Annotated in this window: 19 protein-coding genes and 1 pseudogene; 9 read left to right on the forward strand and 11 right to left on the reverse strand. The window is 57.7% G+C overall.

Going from position 1 to position 24,377, the window contains the following annotated elements:
* Window positions 1-51: 51 nt before the first annotated feature.
* The 4 genes from AAC076_RS11365 (at window position 52) to trkA (ending at window position 5,115) form a co-directional block, all read left to right on the forward strand.
* Window positions 52-1,500 carry a TrkH family potassium uptake protein gene (locus AAC076_RS11365; protein WP_339845676.1) on the forward strand — a complete coding sequence of 483 codons (1,449 nt, stop codon included), beginning with the start codon at window positions 52-54 and terminating at the stop codon, window positions 1,498-1,500.
* On the forward strand, window positions 1,500-2,954 hold the full coding sequence (locus tag AAC076_RS11370) for an ATP-binding protein (RefSeq protein WP_339845677.1): 1,455 nt from the start codon (window positions 1,500-1,502) through the stop codon (window positions 2,952-2,954). The genes AAC076_RS11365 and AAC076_RS11370 overlap by 1 nt, the downstream gene beginning before the upstream one ends.
* On the forward strand, window positions 2,951-3,637 hold the full coding sequence (locus tag AAC076_RS11375) for a response regulator (protein ID WP_339845679.1): 687 nt from the start codon (window positions 2,951-2,953) through the stop codon (window positions 3,635-3,637). The genes AAC076_RS11370 and AAC076_RS11375 overlap by 4 nt, the downstream gene beginning before the upstream one ends.
* 101 nt (window positions 3,638-3,738) lie before the next feature.
* Window positions 3,739-5,115, forward strand: a complete 1,377-nt coding sequence (gene trkA / locus AAC076_RS11380) for a Trk system potassium transporter TrkA (RefSeq protein ID WP_339845680.1) — start codon at window positions 3,739-3,741, stop codon at window positions 5,113-5,115.
* A 3-nt stretch (window positions 5,116-5,118) separates the two neighbouring features.
* On the opposite strand, the pseudogene ilvA reads toward trkA, so the two are convergent.
* A pseudogene (ilvA, locus tag AAC076_RS11385) lies at window positions 5,119-6,174 on the reverse strand (threonine ammonia-lyase, biosynthetic); the annotation flags it as partial.
* A 301-nt stretch (window positions 6,175-6,475) separates the two neighbouring features.
* Between ilvA and AAC076_RS11390 the strand changes: the two are divergent.
* Window positions 6,476-6,829 carry a hypothetical protein gene (locus AAC076_RS11390; RefSeq protein ID WP_339845681.1) on the forward strand — a complete coding sequence of 118 codons (354 nt, stop codon included), beginning with the start codon at window positions 6,476-6,478 and terminating at the stop codon, window positions 6,827-6,829.
* A 33-nt stretch (window positions 6,830-6,862) separates the two neighbouring features.
* On the opposite strand, the gene AAC076_RS11395 is transcribed toward AAC076_RS11390, so the two are convergent.
* The 5 genes from AAC076_RS11395 to AAC076_RS11415 are packed head-to-tail and all read right to left on the reverse strand — an operon-like array spanning window position 6,863 to window position 11,988.
* Complete coding sequence (locus tag AAC076_RS11395; RefSeq protein WP_339845684.1) at window positions 6,863-7,399, reverse strand: CIA30 family protein; 537 nt, start codon at window positions 7,397-7,399, stop codon at window positions 6,863-6,865.
* Window positions 7,392-7,754, reverse strand: a complete 363-nt coding sequence (locus AAC076_RS11400; protein WP_339845687.1) for a DUF2237 domain-containing protein — start codon at window positions 7,752-7,754, stop codon at window positions 7,392-7,394. The genes AAC076_RS11395 and AAC076_RS11400 overlap by 8 nt, the downstream gene beginning before the upstream one ends.
* 28 nt (window positions 7,755-7,782) lie before the next feature.
* Window positions 7,783-8,862 (reverse strand): lipocalin-like domain-containing protein, encoded by a 1,080-nt coding sequence (locus AAC076_RS11405; protein WP_339845689.1) that lies wholly within the window; start codon window positions 8,860-8,862, stop codon window positions 7,783-7,785.
* The gene (locus AAC076_RS11410) at window positions 8,852-11,326 is read right to left on the reverse strand and encodes an FtsX-like permease family protein (protein ID WP_339845691.1); all 2,475 of its coding nucleotides are present in this window, start codon (window positions 11,324-11,326) and stop codon (window positions 8,852-8,854) included. Before AAC076_RS11410 ends, AAC076_RS11405 begins: the two co-directional genes overlap by 11 nt.
* On the reverse strand, window positions 11,323-11,988 hold the full coding sequence (locus AAC076_RS11415) for an ABC transporter ATP-binding protein (RefSeq protein ID WP_339845780.1): 666 nt from the start codon (window positions 11,986-11,988) through the stop codon (window positions 11,323-11,325). The genes AAC076_RS11410 and AAC076_RS11415 overlap by 4 nt, the downstream gene beginning before the upstream one ends.
* Window positions 11,989-12,171: 183 nt before the next feature.
* Between AAC076_RS11415 and AAC076_RS11420 the strand changes: the two genes are divergently transcribed.
* The gene (locus tag AAC076_RS11420; protein ID WP_339845694.1) at window positions 12,172-13,083 is read left to right on the forward strand and encodes a TauD/TfdA family dioxygenase; all 912 of its coding nucleotides are present in this window, start codon (window positions 12,172-12,174) and stop codon (window positions 13,081-13,083) included.
* On the forward strand, window positions 13,076-13,867 hold the full coding sequence (locus AAC076_RS11425; RefSeq protein WP_339845696.1) for a fumarylacetoacetate hydrolase family protein: 792 nt from the start codon (window positions 13,076-13,078) through the stop codon (window positions 13,865-13,867). The genes AAC076_RS11420 and AAC076_RS11425 overlap by 8 nt, the downstream gene beginning before the upstream one ends.
* Window positions 13,868-14,105: 238 nt before the next feature.
* Here the strand turns inward: AAC076_RS11425 and AAC076_RS11430 are convergent, their stop codons facing one another.
* Complete coding sequence (locus tag AAC076_RS11430; RefSeq protein WP_339845699.1) at window positions 14,106-15,893, reverse strand: acyl-CoA dehydrogenase C-terminal domain-containing protein; 1,788 nt, start codon at window positions 15,891-15,893, stop codon at window positions 14,106-14,108.
* 193 nt (window positions 15,894-16,086) lie between these two features.
* Window positions 16,087-17,877, reverse strand: a complete 1,791-nt coding sequence (locus AAC076_RS11435) for an acyl-CoA dehydrogenase C-terminal domain-containing protein (RefSeq protein ID WP_339845700.1) — start codon at window positions 17,875-17,877, stop codon at window positions 16,087-16,089.
* A gap of 355 nt (window positions 17,878-18,232) precedes the next feature.
* Between AAC076_RS11435 and AAC076_RS11440 the strand changes: the two genes are divergently transcribed.
* Complete coding sequence (locus tag AAC076_RS11440; protein ID WP_339845702.1) at window positions 18,233-20,029, forward strand: SLC13 family permease; 1,797 nt, start codon at window positions 18,233-18,235, stop codon at window positions 20,027-20,029.
* Window positions 20,030-20,047: 18 nt separating this feature from the next.
* Here the strand turns inward: AAC076_RS11440 and AAC076_RS11445 are convergent, their stop codons facing one another.
* On the reverse strand, window positions 20,048-21,322 hold the full coding sequence (locus AAC076_RS11445; RefSeq protein ID WP_339845705.1) for a bifunctional O-acetylhomoserine aminocarboxypropyltransferase/cysteine synthase: 1,275 nt from the start codon (window positions 21,320-21,322) through the stop codon (window positions 20,048-20,050).
* A gap of 161 nt (window positions 21,323-21,483) precedes the next feature.
* Here AAC076_RS11445 and AAC076_RS11450 point away from each other — a divergent pair, with 161 nt between their 5' ends.
* Window positions 21,484-22,314 carry a universal stress protein gene (locus AAC076_RS11450; protein WP_339845707.1) on the forward strand — a complete coding sequence of 277 codons (831 nt, stop codon included), beginning with the start codon at window positions 21,484-21,486 and terminating at the stop codon, window positions 22,312-22,314.
* A 5-nt stretch (window positions 22,315-22,319) separates the two neighbouring features.
* Here the strand turns inward: AAC076_RS11450 and AAC076_RS11455 are convergent, their stop codons facing one another.
* Both AAC076_RS11455 and hemE read right to left on the reverse strand, forming a co-directional pair.
* Window positions 22,320-23,090 carry a ParA family protein gene (locus AAC076_RS11455; RefSeq protein WP_339845709.1) on the reverse strand — a complete coding sequence of 257 codons (771 nt, stop codon included), beginning with the start codon at window positions 23,088-23,090 and terminating at the stop codon, window positions 22,320-22,322.
* Between the two features lie 39 nt (window positions 23,091-23,129).
* Window positions 23,130-24,212 (reverse strand): uroporphyrinogen decarboxylase, encoded by a 1,083-nt coding sequence (gene hemE, locus AAC076_RS11460; RefSeq protein WP_339845710.1) that lies wholly within the window; start codon window positions 24,210-24,212, stop codon window positions 23,130-23,132.
* Window positions 24,213-24,377: the final 165 nt, after the last annotated feature.

Raw genomic sequence — 24,377 nt, forward strand, 5'->3', positions numbered from 1 at the left:
TGTTTATGGCCGAACGTCCTAGTCTGGCACCATCGTCATGGAGTCAGAATCATGTTCAAGTTCGTACGGCCGATCATTTACGTCTGCGGCATCCTGAGCCTTATCATGACCTTGCTGATGCTCTGCGTCAGCGCGGCAGCATGGGCATGGGCAGACCCAGAGCTATCCGTATTCCTGTACAGCGCAGCAATAATGGCAACGCTGGGCGTCGCTATGGTCGTGTTCTGCCGTAGCGGGAAATTCAATCTGGTATCACGCCAGCTTTACCTCCTGACCAGCGCAAGCTGGCTGATGATGTCACTGGGCGGTGCGTTGCCGCTATTTCTCAGCCATTACGACGTCGCCTTTACCGACGCCTGGTTTGAGGCGGTCTCCGGCATCACTACCACAGGATCGACGGTATTTTCGGGCCTGGAAAAGTTACCCTCCAGCCTCCTGTTGTGGCGCTCGATTCTCCAATGGCTGGGCGGCCTCGGAGTGATCGGTATGGCGGTGTCGATCCTGCCGTTCTTGCGCGTGGGAGGCATGCGGCTATTTCATACCGAGTCTTCCGACTGGTCAGACAAATCCATGCCACGCATTCAGACCTTGGCCAGGGCTCTGCTGATCACCTATCTGACTATCACCGCTGCCTGCACCCTGAGCTACTGGCTTGCGGGAATGAGCCTGTTCGATGCTGTAAACCATGCAATGACCACCGTTTCCACTGGCGGCTTTGCTACCGATGATCGCTCCATGGGCCGCTTTGGTAGTGGCGTGCTATGGATCGCTACGGCCTTCATGCTCTTGGGGGCAGTACCTTTCACCATGATAATCGGCTTCGCGCGTCGCCCCCGGTTGGCCACACTGAACAACCAGCAGGTGATCGGGCTGTTGGCAATCGTTGCCGCAGTCACCGCCCTGCTGACGTTCTACCTGATCTTTCAGGGCTCATATTCGCCCTTCGAGGCCCTGACCCAGTCTATTTTCAATCTGGTGTCAGTCATTACTACTACCGGCTATGCTTCCGCCGATTACACGCTTTGGGGCCCTTTCAGCGTAGCGCTGTTCTTTGTAGTGATGTTCATAGGCGGATGCTCAGGATCGACCAGCGGGGGTATGAAAATCTTCAGGTTTCAGCTGAGCTATCTGTTTTTGCGAAGCCAGGTACGCAAGCTGGTGCATCCCAACGGAGTATTCGTCACCCAATACGCGGGCAAGCCTGTGGCAGACGACATCATTCTCTCAGCCATCGCGTTCTCCTTTCTGTTCTTCCTGTGCCTGGCCGGCTTTACTCTGGTACTGGCGGTGATGGGGCTCGACTTGGTAACCAGCCTGACCGCCACAGCCACAGCCCTCACTAACGTCGGCCCCGGCCTGGGCAACATTATTGGTCCGGCAGGGAATTTTGCATCTCTGCCGGATGCGGCCAAATGGCTGCTATCCTTGGCGATGCTACTGGGTCGTCTGGAACTGATGACCGTGATGGTGCTGTTTTCTCCCATGTTCTGGCGGGGCTGATGCATTCAATGACACTGCAAAAACTGACCCGCAAGGATCTGCTTTGCTTCACGCTTCCCTGGCTCGCGCCCTTGATTGCCACTGGGCTGGCATTGCTGCTGGCCAGCGTCATGCCCGCCGCCAACCTGGCACTGATTTATCTAGCGGCGGTACTGGTGACAGCGATCAGCACCCGCGTTTGGCCCGCATTGGCATGTGCTCTGCTGAGTTTTGCTGCTTACAACTTCTTTCTGACCGAACCGCGGTACTCACTGCGCATGCTGCATCAGGAAGATGCACTTACCGCTGCGCTGCTGGCGATGGTGGCCTTGATAACCGGGCAAATGGCCGGTCGCCTGAGCGAACAGGTTGCTGCGCTGCGAGCCAGTGAACGCTGGAATAAAGAGCAAATGGCCTGCGCCAGGGCGCTCTCTGTATGTGTTGACCGGGTTACCTTGATCAATTCGTTTGCGGCCCAGCTGGAAGAGACGCTCGACTGGTATGCACGCAGCGTCGAACCGGATGCCACACTACTTACCGCGGCCCCTCGAACGGTCAGTTGGCATGAGGATCCAGGCGGCGTGAATGTTCTGTTCCACGGCGCCAAGGGAGAGGTAGCCAATGCAATCAGGGTGTCTGCTACCGAACCGACAAGCGTCTGGCACCGTGAACGTCTGGATGTTTTGGTCAGCCTGGCCAGCCTGGCGTGGGGCAGAATCGAACTTGGCGAGTCACTGAAACAGGAAACCCTGGGCAAGGAGCGCGAGCAGTTACGCTCGGCCCTGCTTTCTTCGGTTTCCCACGATCTGCGTACGCCGCTGTCGACCATGATCGGCTCGGTATCCAGCCTGATCGATCTCTCGGACTCTCTGGACGCAGGACAGCAGGCAGAGCTGTTGGACAACACCCTCAGCGAGGCGAGGCGACTGGATCGGTATATCCAGAAGCTGTTGGACATGACGCGTCTGGGGCACGGCGAGCTGACGCTGGACCGTGACTGGATAGGCCTGGACGACCTGATAAGTGTGGTCATTCGTCGTAGCCGACCACTGCTCAAGGATATCGAGCTCAAGATCGACATGCCACCTGACTTGCCACTGTTGCACGTTCATCCCGCGCTGATCGAGCAAGCGCTCTTTAACGTTCTGGAAAACGCCATCCGCTTCTCACCCGCCAATGGGCATATCCGGCTCCAGGCGCTGCAAGAGGATAGCTGGCTGCACCTCGACGTTAGCGATAGTGGACCCGGCATTGCGGCTGACAAACGCGAGCAGGTATTCGATATGTTCCATACCTTCAGTCATGGCGATCAGTACGCCGCCGGCACAGGGCTGGGGCTCGCCATTTGCCGAAGCATCATCGCCGCCCACGGTGGCCGTACGTCGGTTGAAGACAGCGCGCCGAGTGATGGCGCACGGGTGAGAATCAGCCTACCCCTTTCAGCCCCAGCAAAAACACAGGAGGACGACCTGTGACGCACGTTCTGATCATTGATGACGAGCCGCAGATCCGTCGCTTCCTGACCATCTGTCTGGGATCCCAGGGCTATCAGCTCTTGGAAGCCGAAGATGCCAGACAGGGGCTCCAGCAGGCCGCCCTCCACCAGCCTGACCTGGTCATCATGGACCTGGGATTGCCTGATATGGACGGCCAACTGCTGCTAAAGCAACTGCGTGAATTCTACAAGGGTCCGGTAATAGTGCTGTCGGTGCGCAACGGGGAAAAAGACAAGGTGCTCGCCCTGGACAACGGTGCCAATGACTATGTGGAAAAACCCTTTGGCGCCAACGAATTGCTGGCGCGCATTCGTTCTGTCCTGCGCACCTTCGGTGAGGTAAGCGTTCCGCCGACCGGATACGACGACGGTTACCTGCGCGTCGATCTGCTCGACAGGCGAGTCACCCTGGATGGAGAAGACCTGCATTTATCGAAGAAGGAATTCGAGCTACTGCGCAGCCTTATTGCCCATCCAGGCCGCATCATTACCCAGCAACAGCTCCTGAAGGACATCTGGGGAGCCCATCACACCCACGACACACACTACCTGCGCATTTTTATTGGACGCTTGCGCAATAAGCTCGGTGATGACCCGACAGCACCACGCTATATCGAGACTGAAGCCGGTGTAGGTTACCGTTTTATCGGCCAGCCCGACTGACGTATACGCAATTTTTACGAGCCTGTGGCAAGCCTGGCATGGTTTGTTTACACCGGCACGGCGAACAATGAACGCAAGCAACAACTCATCAGGAGTAGTTCATGCGTATCATCATTCTCGGAGCTGGTCAGGTAGGCGGCACCCTGGCCGAACACCTGGCCAGCGAAGACAACGATATCACCATCGTCGACACCAACAGCCAAAGATTGCGTGAGCTTCAGGACCGCCTCGATCTGCGCACACTCAAGGGCTCTGGCTCCCATCCGCGCATACTTGCCCAGGCTGGCGCAGACGATGCTGACATGCTGGTCGCTGTAACCAACAGCGACGAGATCAACATGATTGCCTGCCAGGTGGGCTACAGCCTTTTCAATGTACCCACGCGAATCGCACGCGTGCGCGAGCCCGATTACCTCACCCGCGAGCAGGCACTGTTCAACCGCGAGGCTATACCGATCGATGTGCTGATCAGCCCCGAATCACTGATTACCCGAGGGATAAAAAGGTTGCTGCAGTATCCGGGCGCGCTGCAGGTTCTCGACTTCGCTGATGGGCGGGTGCAGCTGGTGGCGGTCAAGGCACGTTATGGGGGAGCCCTGGTGGGTCAGCGTATCAGGGCGCTGCGTGAGCACTTACCCGGCGTCAGCATCCGCGTCGCCGCTATTTTCCGCAGGGAACAGCCGATTATTCCGGATGGCGATACCGTCATCGAAGCTGAGGACGAGGTGTTCTTCATCGCCGCCCGTCATGATATCCGCCAGGTGATGGCCGAGCTAAGACGGCTGGACAGACCATACAAACGCATTATCATCGCCGGCGGCGGCAATATCGGTGCCCGCCTGGCGAGCAGCATCGAAAGCCATTATCAGGTGAAGATCATTGAACAGGACCGGGAGCGTTGTGAGCAGCTGTCTCAGCAACTGCAGAACAGCACCATTCTTCACGGCAATGCTTCTGACAGGGAACTGCTGATCGAGGAAAACATAGAGGCCACCGATGTGTTCATTGCCTTGACCAATGATGAAGAAGCCAACGTCATGGCTTCGATGCTGGCCAAGAAGCTCGGCGCCCGCACGGTGATCACCCTTATAAACAACCCCGCCTACGTAGATCTGGTTCAGGGTGGACTGATAGATATAGCCCTGTCGCCGCAGCAATCCACAATCAGCGCCCTGCTCAGTCACGTGCGCCGCGGCGACGTGGTTGCGGTGCATTCACTGAGACGCGGCGCGGCGGAAGCGTTGGAGGCGATAGCTCATGGGGACATTGGCAGTTCACGCGTAGTCGGACGCAGGATCAACGAGCTGGCTTTACCGGCTGGAGCCAGCGTAGGCGCGGTGGTCCGGGGTGAGGAGGTGATCATGGCCTACCATGACACTGTCATCACTGATGGCGATCATGTCCTGATCTTCGTCGCAGACAAGCGGGCCGTGCGCGCGGTAGAGAAACTCTTTCAGTTGGGCATCGGCTTCATTTGATCACTTTGAATCACCATGCCCAGCACGCTCAACAACAAAACCAAGATTGGCAAAATCAATATTGGCCCCGGAGTTGATGCCTACCAGCACCTGGTCGCTGCAGCCTTCACGGGCTACATAAGAACGAATCCCTGCAGCGGCCAGCGCACCGGCGGGCTCTGCAATCGACCGGGTATCCTCGTAGATGTCACGCACTGCAGCGCATATCTGATCGGTTGTCACTGTAATCACCTCGTCAACCAGATGCCGGCACAGTTCGAAGTTAAGCGCGCCCACCTGGGCAACGGCTACGCCATCGGCAAAGGCATCAACCTGCGACAGTATTACGCGCTCACCGGCCGCCAGGGCAGACTGCAGACAATTGGAGCCGGCCGGCTCGACGCCGATGATTCGTACCTCCGGGCGCAGATACTTCACATAGGCAGCTATACCTGCGATCAATCCTCCACCGCCCACCGGAACAAAAATGGCATCCAGCGGCCCCTGGTGCTGGCGCAGCAGCTCCAGGCCAATCGTGCCCTGTCCGGCAATCACATCGGCATCATCATAGGGCGGGACAAACGTGTACCCGCGCGTTTGGGCAAGACCAATAGCGTAGGCCAGGGACTCGGCAAAGGTGTCACCGTAAAGCAATACCTCGGCACCCCTTGAGCGCACGCCCTGGAGCTTTATCGCAGGGGTATTCAAGGGCATGACAATGAGCGCTTCGATACCCAGTGTCTGCGCTGCCAGCGCCAGGCCCTGGGCATGATTGCCCGCTGAGGCGGTGATAACACCGCTATTGCGTGCCCGCTCATCCAGGGCGGCAACCCGCGCATAGGCACCACGAATCTTGAAGGAATGAACCGGCTGCAGATCTTCACGCTTGAGCAGCACCTGATTGCTCAGGGCCGCCGATAGTCGGGGAGCAGACTGCAGCGGTGTTTCGACGGCAATGTCATAGACCGGGGCACGAAGAATACGGGCAACATAACTGCTGTGCAGCGCTCGAAAGGACACATCCGAATGGAGGACGGCTCCTGGACCGGGGGCAGTTGGCTGCGCTAGTGCGAGGGACATACAAACTCCTGTCAGATTGCAGGCCCCAGAGGCAGAAACAAAAAACCCGCCTCGAGGGCGGGTTTTTCAGAGCGACGTGAGTCAGCCCGCCAAGGGTGGAATGGCGGTCATAATCATCTGGCTGGCGAACACGTTTGGTCTGGTCATGGCTCGAATCTAAGGGTCGGCGCAGCGTGCGTCAAGAAAACTTTTGCTACATGACCAGCAGGGTCTCCACGCATACCAGGCCAAAAGCCTGGAACCTGACGCCCGGCAGAGACTCTACCGAAGCCCTTGGATTCTTACTGGAAGGAGTCGCACAATGAAACTTTCCCACCTATGCGCCGTTATCGGATGCCTGCCCGCAGTCGCTCTTGCCGCGCCCGACGTTATGCTCGATGAAGAGCTCAACGGTCTGGACATCCGGACCTGGGTGCTGGACTCGGCAGAGGCCAGTGCTGCAACGCCGGAGAACTTCAAGCGCCTGCAACTGACCAACAACCACAGCAGCACGGTGCACTGTACCTTGGCGCCAGAGCCGGCAGAGGACTCCTGGACCTTTTTCCCTGAGGCCACAATCAGGCCCGGCGAAAAAGTGGAATTGCGTATCGGTGGTGACTATTCCACCGAGATCATCCGCGCCAAGCTGATTTGCGAAGATTCCGACCTGCTCTGACGAGAAGCAGAGCAGCATCCCCAGGCCCTATCTTCAGCCGAGATAGAAGCCCGCCCGTCGCACGCATACATCTACCTCGAACTCTTCGCCAATGGCTACAACCGCGATGCTCTTGATCTGCGAGACGTTCAGTTCGATGTCTGTGCGATGTGGGCTGAGCAGAGCATAGGGAATATTGAAGCGGACCCAATGGGGCTCCACTTGCAAGGTATGGCGGTAGGATTGCCAGGGCCTGCTCAGTTCGCTGGTCTTGATATGCAGATTGTATTCGTGGGCCGGACCGCACAGCTCGATAAACAGTCCGTGGAAGTTGGCCAGGGAGTGGGCCGGTCCGATATCCAGTTTCATCTGCACAAAACCACCATTGTTATCCAGACTCGTGCGCCCGGTCAGACAGGTAGCTTCCGAATCACTGCGCTCGCATTGCCGGACTCGCGCATTGGACACGCCGCCCATCACCTGATCGCTTATCGCCACCCAGGGCGAGGGAACATCACGCTGAGCTCGATAGACGTCAATCAATCGATCTTCCTCGACCCGGGGGCCGCGTATCTCCAGAGCCTCACTCATACGCCTGCAACACCTCGAGACTGATGATTTCGGTTGCCTTTTCGTGACAGGCATCGAGTAGCACCGGTGGTGCCACGCCAGCCTCGTAGGCTTCTTTCCAGCGACTGGCGCAAAGACACCATCGATCACCAGGTTTGAGCCCGGGGAAGTCCCACTCGGGTCGGGGCGTGATCAGATCGTTACCGCGCTCCAAACTGTATTGCAGAAAGGATTCGGTCACTACGGCGCAGACCACGTGACGACCGAGATCGGCGTCACCGGTATGGCAGAAACCGTCCCGGTAGAAACCGGCACGGATCTGATTGCAGCATGGCTCCAGGGCGGTACCCAGAACGTTCTTCGCACTGTTGGCCATTAATTCTTCTCCTGATGTTTGTTTGCTTTCAATACCCTGTCATCTCAAGATAGCCCACACCAGTGTGGCTACCAGTGACATTGATAGGACCCTCCCAGTAAGGGATTCCAGTGCCCATCCATGCCTGTTCGTTCAGGGCTTGCACCTCGATATCCAGATCCTTGCCCGCCACCTGCAATCGCCAACGGGTTGGAAGAGAGCGCCCAGCAACCTTGGTCTGTGCCAAAGGACTCATAGTGATGCCGTCACTTTCCAATGGCTCACTGATTCCGTCCGGGGTAATCCAGGTGCCCGAGTAGAAGTGACTGCCATCCTCGCTGCGCAGGCGGAACAGCATCAGCTTGATGCCATCGTGCAGATGCAGGGAGAACCAATCCCACCCCTGTTGATCTTCCGCCAGGGGTTGGCTGCTCCATTCCCGATCAAGCCAGGCGCGGCCGCTGACCCGATGCCGCTCACCTTGCCACTCGACCTCGCCATCGACGCGATAGAACGGTTGGCTGTAATACCATGACGCTTGCCCTCGGTCCGACTTGCGGCTGAAGCCCCGCTCGCCATGCAACACCAGTGGGCCCTCCGCTTGCAGATTCAGTTGGTAATTGAAGTCTTCGGCGCCCGCGCTGACCTGCAAGGGGCTTAGCTGCAGGTCAGCATCGCCTTCCAACGACCAGTCATCGATCCAGGCCCGGAAAGGCTTGGCCCGCACGCCGGCCTGACCAATACCACCTCGGGCCAGGCGGTCTGCGTGCTGGTGCCCCCCGGCGTGGGTCAGTGCCGCATGACCAAGCCAGACCTGTGCGCTCTGCCAGCCATCCTGCGCCTGCTCCTCAGTCTGCGGAGCCATCGCCTGGCGGAAAAGAGTCCACTGCACGCCCCAATCCTTGCCCTGTTCATCAGTGAGATTGGCCGTCACGTACCACCACTCGATCCGATAGTCCGGGTGCGCGGCAAAGTCGGCCGGAAAATCAGGCGTCTCCCCAAAGGTAACCGCACTGAAACCCTCTGCTTCGCTACCCAGTCCGGCAAAACCGGCAGTCGCAGTTGGTTGGGTGTTGTCACAGGCGGCCAGAACGATCAGAGCCAGTACACATATCCACTTATGCACCATGGCTAAAACTCCTGAGCAAACGCGTGGGCCCAGTGCGCATGATGCTCCAGGCCGGGACGACGCTCGCCAGCAATACCGCTGCCAGGGCCAGCAACACCAACAGCAACCATTGCTTCGGGAACCAGTGCCACGGCAAGCGCCAGCCGAACGCCTGCACATTGACCACCTCGACCAGGCACCAGGCCAACGCCAGCCCCAGGGGAATCGCCAGTGCACAGGTAAGCGCAGCCAGGACAAGCATTTGTGCGAGACTCAACAATGCCAACTGACCGGGCCGTAAGCCCATTGCCCAAAGCGGTGCGAGCTGACTCAGCCGGCTGTCTGCCAGGCCCAGCAAGCTGGCAAACAACGCGACCGCCGCAACGCCCAGGGTCAGGGTGTTAAGCGCGGCTGTGGCGGCGAACGTCTGTTCAAATATCTGTTGTGAATACGCCTTCAGTGCCGCCTGATCGATAACCCGGCTGTCCCCCAGGTCGAAATCCCTGCGCAAGTCAGAGGCTATTTTTGGCGCGGCGTCGGGTTCGGTAAGCACGCCGACACTGGTCAGCGGCAGATCGGGCCAGCGCTGCTGCAATCCGGCGGCCGATACCAGCATTTGCCCCCGGGGATTACCATAGTCGGCGTAACGACCCAGCACGCTCAATTGCCAGACCCCGGCTGGGGTATCCAGCGTCACAGAATCGCCCACCGCAAGATCCAGCCGATAGGCCAACTGCTCACTGACCATGGTGCCCGTTCCTGCGGCAAGCTGCGGCCAGGGATCAGGGACGCTTTCCAGCATCGGCCAGGTATCTGCGTAGAGCGGATGATCAACGACGCCGCTGAGCTGGGTGGGCCAGCCGCCCACACGCGTATCCAGCTGCCAACTGGGTAGCTGGGCAAGCACTTGAGGGTTCTGCCTGAGGGACCTGTCGATGGCGGCTGCCTGTTGCGGATCATGCGGACGCACATAGATATCTGCTGCCAGACGCTGATCCAGCCAGCCGGTAAAGGTCTGACGAAAACCTTCAGTCATGCTGCCGACGCCAATATTGGCAGCCAGCGCCAGCAGCAGCGCCATCAAGGCTACGCTCAAACCGGATAGCTGCTGTTGACTGTCAGCCCAGAACCATTGTCGCACCGGGCCGCCACGGCGCATTTGCGCGATTCGCAATATGGCCTGCAGGCACAACGGCAACAACCAGGCTGCGCCCAGCAACAGACAAGCCAGCAGAGCGAAACCAGCAAGCAGTGAATTGCCCCAGACAATCAGCACAAAGGCCATCAACACAAGCACCACACCAAGCACAGACTGACGCTTGATCATGCGGCCCTGGGCCTCCCGCCAGGCCTGTGGCCTGGCCCAGGCCAGCACCGGCAGGCGCATTGCAGCCAGTACACTGCCGCCGCCGGCAATCAAGGTCCCAAGCAGGCTCATACCCATACCGGTAAGCCACCAGAGTGCGTCCAGCGACAACTGACCTGCCACCTGGGCGCCATAGAGCCCGCGCAGGCTGGCTGCCAGGTCACCGACCAGCAACGCCGCCAGTGCAAAGCCGCTCAGGACCCCGAGACTGCCACCCAGTAGCGCCAGTACAAAAAGCTCCAAAAGGAGAACGGCAAGAAGCGTTTTCAGGCCTACGCCACAGGCGCGTAGTGTCTGCAGCAGCCCCCGGCGCTGCTCCATAGCCAGATTGGCCGCTGCATGCACAATAAAAAGCCCAACCACGAAGGCCAGCAGACCCAGGGCGGTAAGGTTGAGATGAAAGCTGTCAGTCAGCCGCACCAGCTCATCCTCGCCGCGAACTTCCCAGCTCAACGGTATATTTTCTGGCAGTTGCGGCAGCGCGGCTGCGAAGCTCGCATCAACCACCAACTGGGTGAGCCTTTCAGGCTGTCCAAGCAACCTCTGAGCCTGACCAATATCTACCAGTAACAGGCCCGGTGGCAGGTTATCGACAACATGCAGCGGCGGGAGCTTTTTTCCATCAACCAGGGCTGGCGTATCCCCGGCGGCAAGACCAAATTCCGCGAGAGTATCGCTCGCGATCCAGGTCAGACCCGGCGCCAACATGAAGCTCTGCAGCAGATTCTGATCGCCGGTCTGACTGGCAATAGTTCCTTCGCTGGGCAGCGTGAGCGGCTCTATTCCGGTCAGCTGTAGCCGACGTCCATCAGCAGCGCCAGCCAATGCCACCGAGCCGTTCAACATCGGCGAAACCGGCCAGCCTGCGCGGCGCAGGGCAATGAAGTTCTGTTGCGTGAAGAGCTGGCCAGCCGGGTCCACCAGTACAGTCTGCGCGCCGCCAGCGAACAACTCTGCGGCTCGGTCGTAGCTTTCACGGGCCTGGCTGTTGAGCGCCTGGACACCCGTCCACAGCGCCGTGGCCAACCACAACCCAACCAGCAGGCAGCCAGCCTGTAGCGGATGCCGACGCCAATGACTGAGAAGGGTGTGCAATACCCAAACCCAGTGGCGGGTCAAGATTGACTCCCATGCACCTGACCTGCCTTGAGCATCACATGGCGGTCCAGCTGCGCAGCCAGGCGGGCACTGTGGGTGACCATCAACAGACTTGAGCCCGCCTCACGCACCAGTTCCAGAAGCAAGGCCATGACCTCGTCGGCACTGCCCTCATCCAGATTGCCCGTGGGTTCATCGGCGAGCACCAGCGGCGGTCGCACCGCTAGAGCGCGGCCAACCGCAACCCGCTGTTGCTGTCCACCGGAGAGCTGTTCGGGATAGCGTTGCAGCAGTCCAGCCAGGCCCAGTTTGTGTGCAAGCCAGTCGAGCCATTGATCATCGACCCTGCCAGCCAACCGTGCCTGGAAGGCCAGATTGTCGACTACGCGCAGGGAGGGAATCAGATTGAATTGCTGAAAAATGACTGCTATCTGATCGCGGCGAAAAGCGGCCCGAGCAGTCTCATCCAACCCTGCAAGCGATCTTCCGGCAACATGAATAGTCCCACTATCGGCCTGATCCAGACCGGCGACCAGGTGCAACAAGGTACTCTTGCCACTACCTGACTCGCCCATCAACGCGACACTCTTGCCTGCATCAAGATGCAGGCTGACCCCGTCGAGTACCGGAAGTTGTCCTGTTGGACCTGGATAGGATTTTTTCAGGTTGGTTACTTCAAGCACGTTGGAACTCTCCAGAGCCAGAATGCGCCAGCGCATTGATCAATGGCCCGGCTCAGGTATCTGGCGTTGTCTGTGCCAGCCGTATGGCAGTAACTATCATAAAATGGCGCAACTGGTCATAGAGGGAGTATAGAACCTGGGGCATGCTCACTGGGTATCAACCTATAACAAGAGGTAACCGTCATGCCCGAATTTTTCTACACCTCGGCAAGCAATAATCAGGCGCGCACCAGCTCTCATTTCCGCACCGAGCCGGTCTGTGGCGGGCTAGGTGCCGACATACGCGATATCGACCTGAACAACCTGTCCGAGCAGGGCCAGGCTGATCTGCGCCAGGCATTGCTTGATCATCAGGTTCTGTTCATTCGCGATCAGTCGTTGAGTGTTGCTCAGCTCGAAGCGGTATCACAGCGCTTTGGCGAGTTCGGCGTAGAGCCCTACGTGAAACCCATGGCCAATCATCCCCATGTAGTGCATGTGGTCAAGGAGGCCAGCGAGGGCACGCCATTCGTGTTCGGTGGTGCCTGGCACTCGGATTGGTCGTTCCAGGAACGCCCCCCGGCTTTCACACTGTTGTACGGTCACGACGTGCCTGCAGTAGGAGGAGACACGCTGTTCAATAATATGTATCTGGCCTGCGAGTGGCTATCGCCGGCTATGCGCAAGATATTGCTGGGTCTCAACGGTATCAACTCACCGGAGTACGGCTATGGACCCAATGCGAAACATAACGCTGGCCTGGAAAGCATGCAGATTCTCTACGGGGAAAATGTCGACCACGATGTACGCAGTCATCCACTGATTACCCGCCATCCGGAAACCGGCCGCAATGTGCTGTTTGCCAACCCAGCCTATACTCTGGGCATCGAGGGCATGAAGGTCGAAGAAGCGCGCCCCCTGCTGGATTACCTGTTCTCGGTTGCCAGCGCACCGGCGTTTACCTGTCGCATGCGCTGGACACCGGGCACACTGGCCATCTGGGATAACCGCTGCGTTTGGCACCAGCCGGTGTCGGACTACTTTGGCCAACGCCGAGAAATGTACCGAACTACTGTTGTGGGTGATAAGCCCGAGCGAGGCAGCCTGAATGAATGAGGAAGCTTTTTTCGACCCCAAGGGTGCAGCTAAGCAGCTATACCAAGCGCGCCACAATACCGAGCCCTGTGAGCCGGTCGCCGGGACCTATGAGATTCACATGTTGGAACAGGCCTATGAGGTTCAGGACGAACTGATCAAAAAGTTCAACGCGGCGGGTCATAAGGTGGTGGGCTACAAACTGGGGCTAACGGACCCAAAAGCACAGGCTCAGATGGCGCTGAACAACCCTCTGTTCGGCAAACTGGTGGAAGGCTGGGGCTTTGCGGCCGGGGCCGACATACCAACGGACAAGCTGATCGCGCCCAGAGTTGAAGGCGAAGTCGCGTTCGTGTTCAGCGCCGGAATTGATGATCCTGACGTGGACGAGGAAACACTCAAGAACAGCATCAGCAAGGTGCTACCGGCTCTAGAGATCTGCGACTCGGCGTTCGCCGGCTGGCCGCGCAGTCTGTTCGATGCTGTCGCGGACAACCTGTCATCGGGTTTTTATGTGCTGGGCGATGACGCAAGGGATGTTCATGATCTGGACTTTCCAAACATGACAATGCAGTTGTTTTGCAATGATGAAAAAGCCGTCGAAGGGGATGCTCGCCAATGCATGGGCAGCCCACTTGCTGCGTGCATGTGGCTGGTCCGCGAACTGGCAGAGCGCGGCACACCGATCCAGCCCGGTGACGTCATACTCTCCGGCTCATTGGGTCCAATGCAGCCGATTGCGAAAGGCGATCAGATCCGTCTTGAGTTGAACCAGTTGGGTACGCTGGAGTGTCGCTTCGAATAACCATCTGGCAAAGGTCAAATCTCGGGCAAAGAAAAACCCCGCCGAGGCGGGGTTTGCAGAACATTGTTCCTGATCATTCCTAGATCTGGGTGCCTCCAGGCACTGTCCCTACTCCATGTCAGTCTTGGTGCGTCCCTGCGTTGCTCCTAGCAAAACCAATGGTACGCACGAGCACAGGGACTGCACATAGCTGATTGCCACCACGCAATGTAAGCAATTACCTACAGGGCGCTTGAACTCAAAACTGGGCCGCATCCAGCTCGAACAGCGGGTCGCTACCTGCGCGCACAGCTTCACTCAAGGAATGAATACGCGGCAACAGTCGCTTGATGAAGAAACGCCCGGTACCCAGCTTGGCGGCATAGAAGCCATCACTATCCTGATCCAGTTTAGCCAGGGCCGCCTTGGCCATACGCGCCCACATGTAGCCGTAAACGGTATAACCGAACACATGCAGATACTCGACCGATGCTGCACCAATTTCATTGGGATTGGTCTTGCTACGGTCGATCACCAGCGCGGTGAGCTCCTCCAGATTGGTCAACGCTTTCTTCACAGGCTGCACGAACTCGGCCAGATCCTGGCTCTGATTCGCTTCGACGAATTCCCGAACCTCCTGGGCAAACACGCTGAAAAATGCGCCGTTATTTGCCACGGTCTTGCGGCCCATCAGATCCAGTGCCTGAATGCCGTTGGTACCCTCATAAATCTGGCCGATACGCGCATCACGCACCAGTTGCTCCTGGCCCCACTCGCGAACATAGCCGTGACCACCGAGTACCTGCTGGCCGTGAACGCAGCTTTCGAGACCGATATCGGTGAAGAATGCCTTTGCGACCGGCGTCAACAATGCAACCAGGTCTTCACCCTTCTTCTTGATTTGCGGGTCATCGGCAAACTTGCTGATGTCCAGTTGAGAGCCCACATAGGTAGAAAATGCGCGGCTACCCTCGTTCATGGCCTTCATGGTCAGCAACATGCGGCGCACATCGGGATGCACGATGATCGGGTCAGCGGTCTGTTCCGGCGCGATCGCACCGGTTGGCGAGCGGCTTTGCGTACGCTCGCGGGCGTAGGCAACGGCGGTCTGGTAAGAAGCCTCACCGCAACCGATGCCCTGAATACCGATGGACAGACGCTCATAATTCATCATGGTGAACATGGCGTTGAGACCTTTGTTCACTTCACCGATGAGGTAGCCTTCGGCGCCGTCGAAATTCATCACGCACGTTGCAGAGGCTTTGATGCCCATCTTGTGTTCGATCGAGCCGCAACTGACAGTATTACGTTCGCCCAGACTGCCATCTTCCTTGACCAGGATCTTGGGCACCAGAAAAAGCGAAATACCCTTGGGACCAGCGGGTGCATCGGGGAGCTTGGCCAGAACCAGATGAATAATGTTTTCTGTCAGGTCATGTTCGCCACCAGTGATGAAGATTTTGGTGCCGGTAACCGCATAGGTGCCATTGGCCTGGGGAACCGCCTTGGTCCGGATGATACCCAGATCGGTGCCGCAGTGAGGTTCTGTGAGGCACATGGTGCCGGCCCAGGAACCGCCGTACAGGTTGGGCAGATAGGCGTGCTTGAGTTCTTCGCTACCGTGGGCGTCGAGCGCGAGGCAGCAACCTGCTGTCAGTGCCGGGTAAAGCGCAAAGCTGTTATTGGCGCCGTAGACCATTTCCTCTACTTGCACGCCCAGCGTCTTGGGCATACCCAGACCACCAAATTCAGGGTTGCCGCCCAGACCCACCCAGCCGCCTTCCGCGTAGGTGGTGTAGGCCTGCTTGAAGCCAGCCGGGGTCGTCACTACGCCGTCGTTCCATTGGGCGCCTTCTTCATCGCCGCTACGGTTTAGCGGGGCAATGGTCTGCGAGGTGATCTTGCCGGCTTCCTCGAGCATGGCTTCAGCGGTTTCGGCATCGATTGCGCCGTTCAGGCCGGGCAGGCTCTGCCACAGCTTGTCGGCTTCGAAAACCTCGTTGAGTACGAAGCGGATATCGCGCAGGGGGGCTTTGTAGTCGGCCATGGAATAATCCTCTTGCAGTAGGGTCGCCCGGACCATCCGGAACAGGCGAACAAGTGTACCTCGACAACAAATAGATCGATAGCGTCTTTAAATGACCAATTTGTAAACTTCAGTCACAACTGGTTACAGGGGCCAAAAAAACAAAACCCCGAACCAGTCGGGGTTTTGCTTGCAGCTTTAACCTACCGGTTGATCAGAACTGATCGGCAGTCATTTGCATCAGGTTGTCAGCACCTGACTCAAGGGCCTCGACGTGAGCCTGGGCGCGTGGCAACAGACGCTTGAAATAGAACTCCTGAGTAGCCAGCTTGGCTTTGTAGTAGTCCTCTTCGGTGGTGCCTGCATCGAGCTTGCTCTGTGCAGCCATTGCCATCTTCACCCAGAAGAACGCCAGGGTGACGTAACCCGAGAACATCAGGTAGTCCATTGCGGCGGAACCGATCTCCTCACGGTTCTGCATGGCTTTCATCGCAATTTTCTGTGTCATCTCGCCCCACTGGGCGTTCAGAGCACTGACCTTCTTGATGTAGTCACCAAACTGGGCGTTGCCTTCGTTTTCCTTGCAGAACAGGTGAACTTCCTTGGTGAAAGCGCGCAGCATCTTGCCTTGGGTCATCAGGACCTTGCGACCCAACAGATCGAGAGCCTGAATGCCGTTGGTACCCTCATAAATAAGACCGATTCGGCAATCGCGCAGTTGCTGCTCCTGGCCCCATTCGCGGACGTAACCATGGCCGCCGAAAATCTGTACACCGTGGTTGGTCGCTTCCAGACCAGTTTCGGTCATGAACGCCTTGCAGATCGGGGTCAAGAAGGCCAGTTGCTCTTCAGCATTCTCGCGCTCGGCAGCATCGGGCGCATAGTGAGCCTTGTCCAGCAGCTGCGCAGTGTAATAGGCCAGCGCGCGGTTTCCTTCATTGAAGGCTTTCATGGTCAGCAGCATGCGGCGCACATCCGGATGCACGATGATCGGATCGGCGGGCTTGTCCGGCTCGGCTGGACCAGAAAGAGCGCGCATTTGCAGGCGATCCTTGGCATACGCCAGAGCGTTCTGGTAGGAAGCCTCACCGTGACACAAGCCCTGCATGCCGGTACCCAGGCGCGCGTGGTTCATCATGGTGAACATACAGTTCAGACCCTTGTTGACCTCGCCGATCAGAAAGCCCTTGGCTCCGTCGAAGTTCATCACGCAGGTAGCGGAGGCTTTGATACCCATCTTGTGTTCAATCGAGCCACACTTGACGCCGTTGCGCTCGCCCACTTCGCCGCTGGAGTCAGGCAGGAACTTGGGCACGATGAATAGGGAAATGCCCTTGGTGCCTTCCGGCGCGTCGGGGAGCTTGGCCAGAACCAGGTGCACGATGTTCTCGGCAAAGTCATGCTCACCGCAGGAAATGAAGATCTTGGTGCCGGTGATCTGGTAGCTTCCGTCCGCCTGGGGCACGGCGCGGGTCTTGGTCAGGCCAAGGTCGGTGCCGCACTGGGGCTCGGTCAGACACATGGAACCAGTCCACTGTCCAGAAAACAGCTTGGTCAGGTACAGCTCTTTCTGGTCCTGGCTGCCATGGGCACGAATCGCTGCCGCGCAGCCCTGGCTCAGACCTGGATACATGCTCCAGGCATAGTTGGCCGCGCCGGTCATCTCGGCAACCACAAAGCTCAGGGAAGCAGGCAGGCCCTGGCCACCAAACTCTTCGGGTGCGGTCATTGACGGCCAACCGCCCTCGACGAATTGGTGGTAGGCCTCCTTGAAGCCGGCGGGTGTGGTCACCACGCCATCATCAATATGGCAGCCTTCTTCGTCACCGGTACGGTTCAGCGGCGCCAGTACTTCACCGGCGAATTTCGCCGCTTCTTCCATCACGGCGGAAATCAAGTCCGGCGTTGCGTCGGTCAGATTGAAGCGCTCGTAACCGCCACCAAAATTGTGGATCTCGTCCATAACGAAGCGCATGTCGCGCAACGGGGCTTTGTAATCAGGCATGGTTCTCTCTCCAAGGGCAGCGGCTGATACGTGTCAGCCGTCAGAATTCATACGATCGTTTGAACACTATGCCGAGCAGCTGTGCGGGTCAAGCTGTATGCCGGCCAATTTCATTGCTTGATACAAAGCCATAAGACGCCAAGAGGCACAGATGTGCCGCTAATGTCAGCGCCTGTCCTCTGTTCGAGACGATACTCAGCATCAGGGCACTCATCGGAGCACCTATCTTACTTATTCCTGAAAAGCATATAAAAATCAGTTTTCGTGCTTGGACAATATTAGTGATCCCTTTTACTGTGGCGGCCTGAATAGCTCCGATCCGCGGAGCATTATCTATATAACAAGGTTCGGGCTGATGAGCTGGGATTCCCTGCCAATGATTGGCGTCGCTGTACTGCTGTGCTGGGTGTTCTACGCCTTTGCCCGGGAAAAATTCAGCCCGGATGTTGTGGTCGGTATTGCCGTGGCTGTGCTCCTGATCAGTAGCCTGCTGAGCCCTGCCGACGTACTCGGAATTCTTTCCAATAGTGCGCCGATCACGATCGCCTGCATGTTCGTTCTGTCGGCTGCGCTTGAGCGAACCGGCTGCGTGGAAGCCCTGGGTAAGTGGCTGTCGCGCATGGGCGGCGGCAGCCCGCTGCGCACTCTATTCAGCCTGATGCTGACGGCCATGGTGCTGTCGACCTTTATCAACAACACACCGGTAGTAGCCATTCTCACGCCTGTGGCCGTCACGCTGGCGGCCCAGGTGGGCAGCAAGGCATCGAAAATGCTGATCCCGCTGTCTTACGCGACCATTCTTGGCGGGACCATGACCATGATTGGTACCTCCACCAATATATTGGTGGACGGCGTCGCCCGAGAGCAAGGCATGGAGCCCTTCGGCATGTTCGAGATCTTCCTGCCGGGGTTGATCATGGCGGCCATCGGCCTGGCGTTCATCATGCTCGTTGGCCACCGCCTGCTGCCTGACCGGGAGAGCCTGTCGAAGCAGTTGCGGCCAGACCAGAGCCGCCCGTTCATGACCGAGCTGCTGGTACCCCATGACTCGCCGGTGGCCAATCAGAGCATCAGCGCGGCCAAGCTCAACGGTGATAGCGGCATTCAGGTGCTGAAAATCTTTCGCGGCGATGAAGAGCTTTCCACACCGGTCAATACCACGGTATTGAACGCTGGCGATCGGCTGGTGCTGCATGCCAACATGCGCGATTTCATCGAGCTGCGGCAGACCGGTCTGCTGGCCTTCAACCACGAGCAACCGGCCAATTTCGAAACCATCTCCACCCGCGATGTGGTCCTGGCCGAGGCCATAGTGGGTCGCAACTCACGATACAGCCACCGCCCCATGCGTGACCTGAACCTGACCGCGCGTTACGGTATTCACGTACTGGCGATTCACCGGCACAACGAGAACATCCAGGACAACCTGGATGATTTCCAGCTGCAATTCGGTGATGTGATGCTGGTTGAAGGCACGCCTTCGCAGATCCGCAAGTTCGCCGACAATGGTGATTTGATCAGCCTGAACACCGTGCAGGAACGTGCCTATCGCCGGGACAAGGCGCCTATCGCCATCGCTGCCGTACTTGGCGTCATGGTGCTCGCCGCATTGAAGGTGATGCCTATCGAGGGTCTGGCGATGATCGCCACGGCAATCGTGCTGGCAACTCGATGCCTGGAAACCGAAGACGCCTACAAGGCCATTGACTGGCGCATCCTGACCATCATTTTCGGCATGCTGGCGATCAGTGTGGCGATGCGCAAGGTGGGACTGGTGGAAGGCGTGGTAGATCAGGTAATGCTACTGGCGCCGTATATGGGCCCATTGTTCATGCTGTCTTTCATCTACCTGCTCACCTCTTTCCTGACCGAGATCGTCAGTAACAATGCGGTGGCCGTACTGCTAACGCCGATTGCTATCGGCGTTGCCTATCAACTGGGCGCGGATCCGCGTCCTTTTGTTGTCGCAGTCATGTTTGCTGCCAGCGCCAGCTTCGCGACACCGATCGGCTACCAGACCAACACCTTTGTCTACAGTGCTGGCGGGTACAAGTTCACCGACTTCATGCGCATTGGCATACCGATGAACCTGATCATGTGGGGAACGGCGACTCTGGTAATACCCTTGATCTGGCCACTCTTCCCAGCCTAAATGCTGGCAGTCTGAAGCTTATCCGGCTGCCTTCAATGCCTGCTCCAGATCCGCAAGAATGTCATCTACATGTTCGATCCCGATCGACAGGCGCACCATATCCCGTGGCACACCAGCCTTGGCCAACTCTTCATCATCCAACTGACGATGAGTGGTCGTTGCCGGATGGCAAGCGAGTGATTTGGTATCGCCAATATTAACCAGGCGCACGATCAGATCCAGGGCATCAATAAAACGCGCCCCTGATTCCTGGCCACCCTTGATACCGAATGAGAGTATCGAGGCCGGAATGCCACCCATGTATCGCTGCGCCAAATGATGTTCCGGGTGATCCGGCAGACCAGCAAACTGAACCCAGCTGACCTGCGGGTGTTGCTGCAGGTAGTACGCGACCTTCATCGCATTTTCACAGTGCCTCTCCATGCGCAGAGACAGCGTTTCCAGCCCCATGAGGATCTGGAATGCATTCATCGGCGAAAGTGCCGCACCCATATTGCGCAGCGGCACCACACGGCAGCGGCCGATAAAAGCCGCCGGACCAAAGGCCTCGGTATAAACCACGCCGTGATAGGAAGGATCAGGCGTGTTCAAAAGCGGGAAACGTTCTGCATTATCTGCCCAGGGGAAGGTGCCGCTGTCGATAACCATGCCGCCTAGCGTAGTGCCATGACCGCCGATATATTTGGTCAACGAATGCACCACAATATCAGCGCCATGTTCGATTGGTCGGCACAGCACGGGCGTGGCTACTGTGTTGTCAACGATCAACGGAACACCATGCCGATGTGCTGCTTCGGCCAGCGCAGTTATGTCGATGATGTTTCCCGAAGGATTACCAACGGACTCGCAGAAGACAGCCTTGGTCCGGGAATCAATCAGGCTTTCCAGGCTGGCAATATCGGCGTGATCGCCAAAGCGAACTTCGATTCCCTGGCGAGGCAGAGTATGCGCGAACAGGTTATAGGTGCCGCCGTACAGCTTAGCGACAGAAACGATGTTGTCGCCCACCTCGGCCAGGGTCTGGATAGCGTAGGTGATCGCCGCCATACCGGATGCCACGGCCAGACCACCAACGCCACCCTCCATCGCCGAAAGCCTTTGCTCGAGTACATCATTGGTCGGGTTCATGATGCGTGAATAGATATTCCCGGGCACTTTGAGGTCGAACAGGTCAGCACCGTGCTGGGTGTTGTCGAAGGCATAGGAGGTAGTCTGGTAGATCGGCACTGCCACTGCTTTGGTGGTTGGATCAGGAGAATAGCCGGCATGTACCGCAAGTGTTTCAAGCTTCATGATTATATGTGTCCGTCACGGGGTGTACTGACAAGCATGCCCATGCTGCAGGTGACAGGTCAATATCAGATCCCGCAGGTGGAGCAAAGCTTGCTTTCGATCAACAAATCCCATTCCATCAGTAGGCATACTGGAATACATCTGCCCAAGGAGTGCTTGCCGTGTCACCGATAATCGTTGCCAGCGACCTCAGTCCCGAATCCGATCTGGCCGTAAGCCGGGCATGCATGCTCGCTCGCCGTCTGGACGCTCCCCTTATCGCCCTGCATACGGTGGACGATCAGTTACCACTAGCCACACAGGACAGGGCCTGCGCCGAGGCAAAGGACCTGCTGGGGCAGCAGCTCGAACGATGCCCTGACGGCATGTTGAATGTGGAGCTTGTCATCAAGAGGGGACCCGTAGCCGAGACTATTCTGCGCGCAGCCAGTGAGTATGCCGCTCAGCTCCTGGTGTTAGGCCGGCACCATCAACGCAATCCCGAGCTTTTTGTTGGCACCACGCTGGAGCGCGTAAGTCGACTATCCTCGGTGCCAGCTCTGCTGGTTGCCAGTGAGGGTAGCTGTTATGACAGCGGGTTGTTGGCGCTGGATTTTTCAACTTGCGCCAGTGAGGCCTTGCGCTGTGCCGCCCTGCTTCTGCAAGGGGGCAAGCTGCACGCACTGCACATGTGTAATCCTCCACTGGGAGCCCGTCTGGCGGGACCTGCTGCCCGAGAAGCCTTCATGATTGAGCGGCAGGAAACGCTATCCTATTTGCTGGAAGACGAACTGGAGACCCTTGATCTTATTGGCACCCCCAGACCCATGACAGACCTCAAGATGCAGAGCGGGGAGCTACGGGCCTTGCTCGAACAGGAAATAGAGCAAAATCAGCCCGGCTTCATTGCGCTTGGTAGCCATAGCCGTAGCAGCATGGGCGAGGCATTGCTGGGCAGTCTTGCCCTGGCGCTGCTAAGAGAACCACCCTGCGACGTACTTGTCGCTCGCTGACCCTCTTAGCCGGCCTCGATATGATCATGCAGAGCAATGAACTGCTGAGTCAGCTTGTGTCGGCCGTCCAGAAAGATCAGCGGCGTATTGACTTGGTGGGACTCGCGCATTCTAACCGAACTGGAAAGATACACAGGCAGCACTGGTAGACCCTCTGCAATAAGCTCATCGAGCATCTGCTGGGGCAATGACGCCCGGGCCTGAAACTGGTTTACCACAATCCCCTCTACCTCGAGATCCTCGTTGTGCTCTTCCTTGATATCTTCGAGCTCACGCATCAGGCCGTACAGCGCCTGCCTTGAGAAGCTGTCGCAATCGAAGGGAATAAGGCAGCGGTCGGAGGCGATCAGCGCCGAGATAGTGTAGAAATTGAAACTCGGGGCGGTATCGATATAGATCCGCTCGTAATTGTCCTTGAGATCATTGAGCAGCTTGCGCAGCTTCTGAATCTTGTAGCGCGACTCGAGTTTATGCTGAAGATCAGCCAACTCGGGACTCGCCGGCATCAACCAGAGATTTTCAAAGGGTGTCTCGGTGACAAACTGCTCTGCTTTCTTATTGAACAGGCTGCTGGACAGCGTTTGCGCAAAGAAATCGGCAATAGTCAGATCGACATCGGCAAGACCGTCACCGAGCAGGTAATGGCTGGAATTGGCCTGAGGATCAAGATCCACGACCAGTGTCTTGTAACCTGCCGCCGCGCTTACTGCAGCCAGGTTGCAGGCGATACTGGATTTACCCACACCGCCTTTCTGATTGAAAATCACCCGCCGCATAACCTTCTCCCTGTCAGTCCTGCGTATTACTCAATATATTTAGACTACGATAGCAGAGGGATCATGATAGATCGCCGACAATTCATGCACTGCCTCGATAAACGCACCAGCATGGGCCGGATCGACTTCGGGAGTGATGCCATGGCCCAGGTTGAACACATGGCCATTGCCCTTGCCATAGCTTTTTAGAATTCGCGCCACCTCTTCGCGAATGGCCGCGGGCTTTGCGTACAGCACCGTCGGGTCCATGTTGCCCTGCAGCGCCACCTTGGAACCCACGCGCGAGCGTGCCGCCCCCATGTCGATTGTCCAATCCAGCCCTAGAGCATCAGCACCGCTGTCGGCTATGCTTTCGAGCCACAGACCGCCGTTCTTGGTAAACAGAATCACGGGTACACGGCGACCGTCGTGCTCACGAATCAGACCAGATACGATCTTGCGCATGTAGGCCAGGGAAAACTTCTGGTAGGCATCGGCCGACAGGTTGCCGCCCCACGTATCAAAAATCTGTACCGCCTGGGCGCCAGCCATGATCTGACCATTCAGATAGGAGGTAACCGATTCGGCCAGCTTGTCGAGGAGTTGGTGCATGGCCTCTGGCTGGTCGTAAAGCATGGCCTTGGTCTTGCGAAAATCCTTTGAGGATCCGCCCTCAACCATGTAGGTAGCCAGCGTCCAGGGGCTACCGGAAAAGCCGATGAGCGGAACCCGACCGTTAAGCTCGCTGCGAATGGTACGCACGGCATTCATCACATAACCGAGATCCTGTTCAGGATCGGGCACCTTCAATGCCTCAACGTCGGCCGGTGTATCGATACGTTTGCGGAATCGCGGGCCCTCGCCGGTTTCAAAATACAGCCCAAGCCCCATGGCATCGGGAATGGTCAGGATGTCAGAAAACAGAATCGCCGCATCCAGTGGGTAGCGCTCAAGCGGCTGCAAGGTGACTTCACAGGCGCGCTCCGGATTCATGCAAAGCCCCATGAAGTTGCCCGCCCGACTACGTGCTTCGCGGTACTCGGGAAGATAGCGCCCAGCCTGGCGCATCATCCATACCGGAGTCACATCAACAGGCTCGCGCATCAAGGCGCGCAGGAAACGGTCATTCTTCAGTTGGGGCATGAAATCACATCCAATTGCGGGATCAGCGGCCATTGTACCGGGAAATCGAGACAAAGATCAGCGCCAGCGATGCCAGGAGCGCATCCCGTTACCGCAGAATGTGTATGGATTTGATGAGGACAGGCCATCAATATAAAAAAAGGGCGCCAACAGGCGCCCTTCTCT

Source organism: uncultured Halopseudomonas sp. (assembly GCF_963977355.1).
In the GTDB taxonomy this organism is placed as follows: Bacteria; Pseudomonadota; Gammaproteobacteria; order Pseudomonadales; family Pseudomonadaceae; genus Halopseudomonas.

What these genes read in the sequence shown, in the direction of transcription:
- AAC076_RS11455 (WP_339845709.1), bottom strand. Translation starts at nt 23,090, where the DNA reads ATGCGGCGGGTGATTTTCAATCAGAAAGGCGGTGTGGGTAAATCCAGT.
- AAC076_RS11430 (WP_339845699.1), bottom strand. Translation starts at nt 15,893, where the DNA reads ATGGCCGACTACAAAGCCCCCCTGCGCGATATCCGCTTCGTACTCAAC.
- AAC076_RS11395 (WP_339845684.1), bottom strand. Translation starts at nt 7,399, where the DNA reads ATGAGTGAGGCTCTGGAGATACGCGGCCCCCGGGTCGAGGAAGATCGA.
- AAC076_RS11440 (WP_339845702.1), top strand. Translation starts at nt 18,233, where the DNA reads ATGAGCTGGGATTCCCTGCCAATGATTGGCGTCGCTGTACTGCTGTGC.
- AAC076_RS11390 (WP_339845681.1), top strand. Translation starts at nt 6,476, where the DNA reads ATGAAACTTTCCCACCTATGCGCCGTTATCGGATGCCTGCCCGCAGTC.
- AAC076_RS11445 (WP_339845705.1), bottom strand. Translation starts at nt 21,322, where the DNA reads ATGAAGCTTGAAACACTTGCGGTACATGCCGGCTATTCTCCTGATCCA.
- AAC076_RS11420 (WP_339845694.1), top strand. Translation starts at nt 12,172, where the DNA reads ATGCCCGAATTTTTCTACACCTCGGCAAGCAATAATCAGGCGCGCACC.
- AAC076_RS11365 (WP_339845676.1), top strand. Translation starts at nt 52, where the DNA reads ATGTTCAAGTTCGTACGGCCGATCATTTACGTCTGCGGCATCCTGAGC.
- AAC076_RS11400 (WP_339845687.1), bottom strand. Translation starts at nt 7,754, where the DNA reads ATGGCCAACAGTGCGAAGAACGTTCTGGGTACCGCCCTGGAGCCATGC.
- AAC076_RS11370 (WP_339845677.1), top strand. Translation starts at nt 1,500, where the DNA reads ATGCATTCAATGACACTGCAAAAACTGACCCGCAAGGATCTGCTTTGC.
- AAC076_RS11435 (WP_339845700.1), bottom strand. Translation starts at nt 17,877, where the DNA reads ATGCCTGATTACAAAGCCCCGTTGCGCGACATGCGCTTCGTTATGGAC.
- AAC076_RS11425 (WP_339845696.1), top strand. Translation starts at nt 13,076, where the DNA reads ATGAATGAGGAAGCTTTTTTCGACCCCAAGGGTGCAGCTAAGCAGCTA.
- hemE (WP_339845710.1), bottom strand. Translation starts at nt 24,212, where the DNA reads ATGCCCCAACTGAAGAATGACCGTTTCCTGCGCGCCTTGATGCGCGAG.
- trkA (WP_339845680.1), top strand. Translation starts at nt 3,739, where the DNA reads ATGCGTATCATCATTCTCGGAGCTGGTCAGGTAGGCGGCACCCTGGCC.
- AAC076_RS11405 (WP_339845689.1), bottom strand. Translation starts at nt 8,862, where the DNA reads ATGGTGCATAAGTGGATATGTGTACTGGCTCTGATCGTTCTGGCCGCC.